This is a genomic window from Acinetobacter kyonggiensis (assembly GCF_900107285.1).
Classification (GTDB): Bacteria; Pseudomonadota; Gammaproteobacteria; order Pseudomonadales; family Moraxellaceae; genus Acinetobacter; species Acinetobacter kyonggiensis.
The window spans coordinates 22322-28546 of sequence record NZ_FNPK01000029.1; the positions used below are offsets into that span (position 1 = coordinate 22322).

The following is a 6225-nucleotide window of genomic DNA, read 5'->3' on the forward strand; positions in this document are numbered from 1 at the left end:
CCGCTTTCAAAATGCAAAGGTCGCTTGCCTAGACGACTTCCTTTATAATGCTTCTTTGTAGATCATTTATTGAAGTTGAGTTATGCACCACAGCAGAGGAAAATCCAAAAACAGTAAAATTTCGGCTGCGCCTAAGCAAAAGATTAGCTATGAGAAAAAAGTTGATCCAGCCATTACTGAGTACTCTGTTCGCTCGCTGAACTGGTTACACAAAGCCGAATTTTTAATGAGTGCGCCTAAGCTCAACCTTTGCGTAGAAGATGCTGGCTATGAAATTGCCTTTGCAGGTCGCTCCAATGCAGGTAAATCTAGTGCAATTAATGCATTAACCAACCAAAAGCAATTGGCGCGTGCATCGAAAAGGCCGGGTCGTACCCAAATGATTAACTTCTTTAGCTTGGGGAATCCAGATCAACGCTTGGTCGATTTACCCGGCTATGGTTATGCAGCCGTACCCGAAGCGATGAAACTGGTTTGGCAAAAAGAACTGGAAAATTATTTAATTCATCGCCAAAGCCTACAAGGTTTGGTGTTGTTGATGGATATTCGTCATCCATTACAACACTTTGACGTCATGATGCTGGAATGGGCATATTCACGTAAATTATTTGTGCATGTGTTATTAACCAAGTCAGATAAATTAAACCGTGGCCCTGCATCAAAAGTACTGCAAGAAGTACAACAACAATTGAAAAAAATGAAGCTTCAGTTCTCCATTCAATTGTTCTCATCTATGAATAAACAAGGCTTAGAAGAACTTGCCAGTGTGATGGGCGGTCGTCTGAACTTTACCCTCGAACAAGCCAGCGCATTTGATTTAGACAGTATTCCTGATGCATCAGCAGATGAAATTGAGTTTGTTGAAGGTGATGAGGAACTGTTTGATGAAAATGAATTTGAAGATGCTACATTTGAAAATGAAAGTAGCGACCATAGCTCAGCAGATCTCCCTCAAAACGAGCAATAATCTATTGTAAATTAGATGGTCTAAGCAAACTCATCATCTATTGATATTGGAATGTCCTCTATTGCTAACCACAATTGAGGGCATTTTTTTATACTGATTCTAAGCAATGTGAATACACTCACAGTGAAAAAACAATAGGACAGGATGATGAAGCTTTTATCTTTACTCAAGAAGTCTAAAATTGGATCTTCAATTCAATACCAAATTAAACCGCGAAAAGTCAAATTTGAATGGCAAGAAACACCCGTCGACTGGATTCCCAACCATCCTTTTACCAGTTACTTCATCAACGAAATTAATATGATTTTACCTGCCGGTGAATTTTGGTTTTGTCGCCTTTATAACAAAGTCCTCACGCAAATTAGCGATGAAAAACTCAAAGAAGATGTCAAAGCTTTTATTCGCCAAGAAGCCATGCATGCTCAGGCTCATGCTTCAGCCAACAAAGAATATCTGACTGTGCGTAACATTGATGTACAACGTAATCTTGAAATTATGGATTTTCTGTTTGGTCAATTACTGGCAGACCAACCTTTGGGTTTAAAAGTCCCTAAAGTGCTAGAACATCAATGGGATTTATTTCGTCTCGGGATTATTGCCACAGTTGAACATATGACCTGCGTGCTTGGAAAATATGTTTTATACAACCAGCATTGGGAACAACTGGGCGCGGACCCTGCCATGTTAGATCTGGTTAAATGGCATGGTGCTGAAGAAATTGAACACCGTACCGTGGCATTTGATTTATACCGTCATCTGGGTGGTGGCTATATTGCACGTTACTATTTAAGTGTGGCGGTGATTGTTGGCGTACTGGGTTTGTGGGTGGACGGCGCAGCACATATTATGAAGCAAGATGAACGCTTTAAATCGATTCAGCCCAGTGTATTTAAACCGTGGATTTGGCGCGAATGGTATGCCATTTCACAAAAAGATAACCGCATCATGCCGAATCCATTTTGGCTCATTTCACAACAATTGGGTTATTTAATGCCGTGGTACGATCCAGTGCATGAAGCCAAAACCGAAGATGCAATTGCCTATTTAGACCATTCCCCTGCGGCAAAACGAGCAGCACTGAAAGTCGCTTAAGGCTGTCACACAAATACCAAACAGTAGGGCTTTATGCCCTACTTTTATTTGCACTACAATACATCCAGATCAAAAAAAGATCAGGATAAAACATGAAACCCTATATTTCTGTCATCACGCTTGCCGTTAACAACTTAGAGCAGTCATTGAAGTTTTATTGTGAAGGTTTAGGTCTACATAGCGAAGGTATTTTGGGTCAAGAATATGAATATGGTGCGGTTGCTTTTATTGAACTCCAGTCGGATATAAAACTCGCTTTATGGTCACAACAAAGTATTCAGCATGATACAGGTCTAGAACTCAGTGCAATGTGTCCAACCCAAATGACCCTTGGACATAACGTTTTTAGTCCACTCGAGGTCGATCAAGTCATGGCGCAAGCAGCACGTGCAGGTGCCCAAATTATCAAACCAGCACAAGCCACATTTTACGGTGGCTATGCCGGTTATTTTCAAGACCCCAATGGACATTTATGGGAAGTGGTATGGAATCCGTGTTGGGAAAATGATTAAGTGGTAATTTCATCATCGCGGGTATGACGATCCACCACCACACTAATCATCATATCGCCCTGCACATTGACCACTGTACGCACCGTATCCAGCAAACGATCTATCGGCAATAAAATAGCAATCGCTTCGGCAGGCAAACCCACCGATTGCAACACCATAATCATAGTCACCATACCTGCACTGGGAATGCCCGGTGCACCGAGTGATGCAATCATTGCGGTCATACAAACAATAAGCTGTTGCCCAATGCTTAAATCTAACCCCATCAGATTGGCAATAAATAAAGCCGCAGCAGCTTCATACAGCGCCGTACCATCCATATTCAATTGTGTACCCAGTGGGATAACAAAACCGGCTGTTGCAGGACGTACGCCTAAATTTTCTTGCGCACATTTCATCGAAAGTGGCATGGTGGCAGAACTTGAACTGGTGGCAAAAGCGGTAATCAGTGCGCTACGTGCTCCTTTAAAAAAGGTCAGCGGACTCATCTTGCCGAAAATCCACAATAATAGCGGTAAAACCACAACCCCATGAAAAATAGTGGTTCCCGTCACCACAGCAGCGAACTCAACCAAACGGTTCAGCACCGAAATATCTTCCGTAGCAATCAATTTTGCCAGTAAAGCAAAAATACCAATCGGCGCCAGTCGCATCACCCAAATAATCATGAACATCATCATGTCAAAGAACTGTTGGCTCAGTTGCCGTACTGTTTTAAAACGCTCACCGCCATGCACCAAAGCCACACCAAAGAACAACGCAAACACCACCACAGCAAGAACATTGCCTTCAGAAAATGCTTTAAAGGGATTAATTAAGGTGTTTTGAATAAAATTAGTCAAAAATGAGGTTGGAGTTAACGTATCGGGTGTTTGATGCTGATTCATGGCATCCTGAAACATCGCAATGTCGACACCCTTCCCAACATCAAACAAATGCGCACAGCCAATGCCGAGTATCAAAGCCAAAGTCGTGGTCGTGACACAGCAGGCCAAGGTGATTTTCCAAACCTTACCCAATTGCCCACCCGATTGTAAATTGGATACACCGACTACAATTGAACTAAAAATAAGGGGCACTAAAAGCATCTTCAATAAGCCAATAAAAATACTACTGGCAATCCCCAAGCCATACAAACTGGCATCAAAAAATGGCGTATTCGGATAAAAATTGAGAAGAAAGCCAAAAGCTACGCCCAGAATCGCAGCAATTAAAATTTGTGTGTTTAAGCCCATTTCTGCATGCTTTTATTGTTCAGTCTTGTAGGCACTATGCCATGCCCTATTTTTAGAATCGAGGAATTTTTTGTCACAAGTTCAGCATAAATATGCCAAAGCATGATTCACCCTTTATCTGAATCAACAACGGCTTAATAAAGATATGGCATAAAATCTGCTTTTGAATGACTACCGATCCACCCATAATTAAAAGAGCACAACTATGAAAAAAATAATCCTCATCACCGTACTGCTTTTAAGCATTGGGCAAACCTTTGCTCATTCAGGTCATGGCTGCCATAAAGATGTGTCGGAAGACATCCCTCGCTGCTACTAATACCCCATCATCAAAAACTGGGCTATATGCCCTAATGCCAGTCAGTTAAGGAGTTTTACAATTAACTCCTTAACTTTTTAGTTATTCACGACGGAGTCTTATCTCTTTAAATCAAATCCTTGGAGCTCGTTTGTTCCTTGCGAAACAATGTTTCTCATTAGCCAAAATGAGAAGCAGCGCTTCGTAAGAAAAACATTTGTCATCCGCAAAACTCGTCGAATACCTGTTATTGATCAATTAATCGCAGAAACTTTACTTTTTTAATCTTGCGGTGTATACACCTCATGCCTCGAACAGTTGCGGATGACGTTTCCGCGTATCAAGTAACATCATGAATTTAAAATAAAAAAACCAGTCAATTTCTTAACTGACTGGCATTAGCTATATGCCCAGTTCTTTTAAAGTAAAACGACACCTTATTGGGTTTCAATTTCACGAATACGAATTAAACCTTCTTGTGTGGTACTACACACCAGCTCACCATTTTGCCACATACGACCGAAGTTTAAACCACGCGAACTTGCACTCACGGTTGCATCCATGTCGTACAGCATCCATTCATCCACACGGAATGGTTTATGGAAATACATGGCATGATCGATACTGGCACATTGCAAACTAGGCGATAAATAACTTAAACCATGCGGACGAAGTGCCGTGGTCATTAAAGTAAAGTCTGAATAGAATGCGGCAATGGCTTGATGTAAAGAAATCTCATCCATCTCTGCCGCGATTTTATCGTGCGTACGTAAATAGTGCGCATAAGAAGGCGCTTCAGGCTGCGGTTGAAATGGATTGCTTGGATCAATTGGACGGATATCAATATGACGATCGCGCATAAAACTGGCACGGACGTTTTCGGGTACAAATTCGACCAGCAATTTTTTTAATTCAGCTTCAGACTTCAATGTTTCAACGGCTGGATATTCAGGTTCAGCAATCTGATAATTTAAACCCTCTTCTGGATGCGCAAAAGAAATCATCGCGGTAAAAATCGTTCGACCATGTTGAATGGCTCTGACTTGACGACTGACAAAGCTCTTGCCATCACGTAAACGATCAACTTGATACAAAATAGGGGCATTGACATCACCGCCATACAAAAAATAAGCATGCAATGAATGTGCAGGACGATCTGTGGTATACGATGCTGCGCGTAATGCCTGTCCTAATACTTGCCCACCGAAAACACGCTTTCCAACCAAGTTTCGACTTATTCCTCGGTAGATATTTTCTTCAATTTTTTCAAGGCTCAATAATTCAACCAATTCTTGGGTTAACGCGTTCATAAGCGACCTTTTTGATGTGGAATATCGGAGATGGAGGCGGAAAATTTAAATCAATCAAATAAACTATTTTATCTATTTTGCCACAAATTCAGACTAAATCCCTAGCGTTAGTCTGACTAGTCTGTCACATTATTTTCGGATTATAGTGGCTAAAAATACGATTTTTAACGATAAAATTTTACAATCAATATGCATTTTGTCAGAAAATGACATACAGTTTTAAATTACAATAATGCAAAACCATCCCCCCTCAGAAAATCTGGGGTTGCGGTCATTTAAGTAGGAGTGTGTATGTCCAAGAGTGGCTTTGGTCAAATGTATCGTCAGTTTTCCAGTAAACTGCTTGACCTTGTGGTAACTCCACATGTTCTTGGTGAGGTTCCTACTGAACCGACAGCTACAGACGTAAATACAATCACAGACCAACCTATTCAACAAAAAATAGTCTGTTATGTTTTACAAAATTACTCGCGCAGCAATGCCTTGATCGTGGATGGTGAAACACGTCGTCTCAAACTATCACCAGCATTAAATCCATTGGTCATTGGTGATCATAAAGAAAAAGCATCGGTGTTATTTTTACAACATCACGATGAAAATAATTTACTCAATCCGCCACCCCATGCTTTTCCACCGCGCTTATTACGTCTGATCGATGTTTTAGAACAGCATCCTGAAATTGATATTGAACTGATTCCTGTTACTGTACTTTGGGGGGCACTGTTGCAAATAGAGATTTGAGTCGATGAAGTTCCTTTTTAAAAGTGCTTAGAGACCGAAAACCCTGTTGATTAGACACACTTCACCTTGA

5 protein-coding genes and 1 pseudogene are annotated in these 6225 nt (G+C 41.0%); 4 read left to right on the forward strand and 2 right to left on the reverse strand.

Annotation, left to right across the window (positions count from 1 at the left end; genetic code table 11):
- Window positions 1-82 precede the first annotated feature (82 nt).
- The 3 genes from yihA to BLV99_RS15780 all read left to right on the forward strand — a co-directional run bounded on the left by yihA (window position 83) and on the right by BLV99_RS15780 (window position 2571).
- Window positions 83-967, forward strand: a complete 885-nt coding sequence (yihA, locus tag BLV99_RS15770; protein WP_092692398.1) for a ribosome biogenesis GTP-binding protein YihA/YsxC — start codon at window positions 83-85, stop codon at window positions 965-967.
- A 147-nt stretch (window positions 968-1114) separates the two neighbouring features.
- A complete protein-coding gene (locus tag BLV99_RS15775) occupies window positions 1115-2059 on the forward strand; it encodes a metal-dependent hydrolase (RefSeq protein ID WP_092692401.1) in 945 nt (314 codons plus the stop codon).
- Between the two features lie 92 nt (window positions 2060-2151).
- Window positions 2152-2571 carry a VOC family protein gene (locus BLV99_RS15780; RefSeq protein WP_074946170.1) on the forward strand — a complete coding sequence of 140 codons (420 nt, stop codon included), beginning with the start codon at window positions 2152-2154 and terminating at the stop codon, window positions 2569-2571.
- On the opposite strand, the gene BLV99_RS15785 is transcribed toward BLV99_RS15780, so the two are convergent.
- The gene (locus tag BLV99_RS15785; RefSeq protein WP_092692403.1) at window positions 2568-3806 is read right to left on the reverse strand and encodes a dicarboxylate/amino acid:cation symporter; all 1239 of its coding nucleotides are present in this window, start codon (window positions 3804-3806) and stop codon (window positions 2568-2570) included. The genes BLV99_RS15780 and BLV99_RS15785 overlap by 4 nt on opposite strands.
- A 735-nt stretch (window positions 3807-4541) precedes the next feature.
- The gene (locus BLV99_RS15790; protein WP_086184246.1) at window positions 4542-5414 is read right to left on the reverse strand and encodes an acyl-CoA thioesterase; all 873 of its coding nucleotides are present in this window, start codon (window positions 5412-5414) and stop codon (window positions 4542-4544) included.
- A gap of 291 nt (window positions 5415-5705) precedes the next feature.
- On the opposite strand from BLV99_RS15790, the pseudogene BLV99_RS15795 reads away from it, so the two are divergent.
- Window positions 5706-6131: pseudogene (locus BLV99_RS15795) on the forward strand (glycerol-3-phosphate 1-O-acyltransferase PlsB); the annotation flags it as partial.
- Between the last annotated feature and the right edge of the window lie 94 nt (window positions 6132-6225).

Bases quoted from the DNA above. Each gene is read 5' to 3' on its own strand.
- BLV99_RS15790 (WP_086184246.1), bottom strand. From the start codon at position 5,414: ATGAACGCGTTAACCCAAGAATTGGTTGAATTATTGAGCCTTGAAAAA.
- yihA (WP_092692398.1), top strand. From the start codon at position 83: ATGCACCACAGCAGAGGAAAATCCAAAAACAGTAAAATTTCGGCTGCG.
- BLV99_RS15785 (WP_092692403.1), bottom strand. From the start codon at position 3,806: ATGGGCTTAAACACACAAATTTTAATTGCTGCGATTCTGGGCGTAGCT.
- BLV99_RS15775 (WP_092692401.1), top strand. From the start codon at position 1,115: ATGAAGCTTTTATCTTTACTCAAGAAGTCTAAAATTGGATCTTCAATT.
- BLV99_RS15780 (WP_074946170.1), top strand. From the start codon at position 2,152: ATGAAACCCTATATTTCTGTCATCACGCTTGCCGTTAACAACTTAGAG.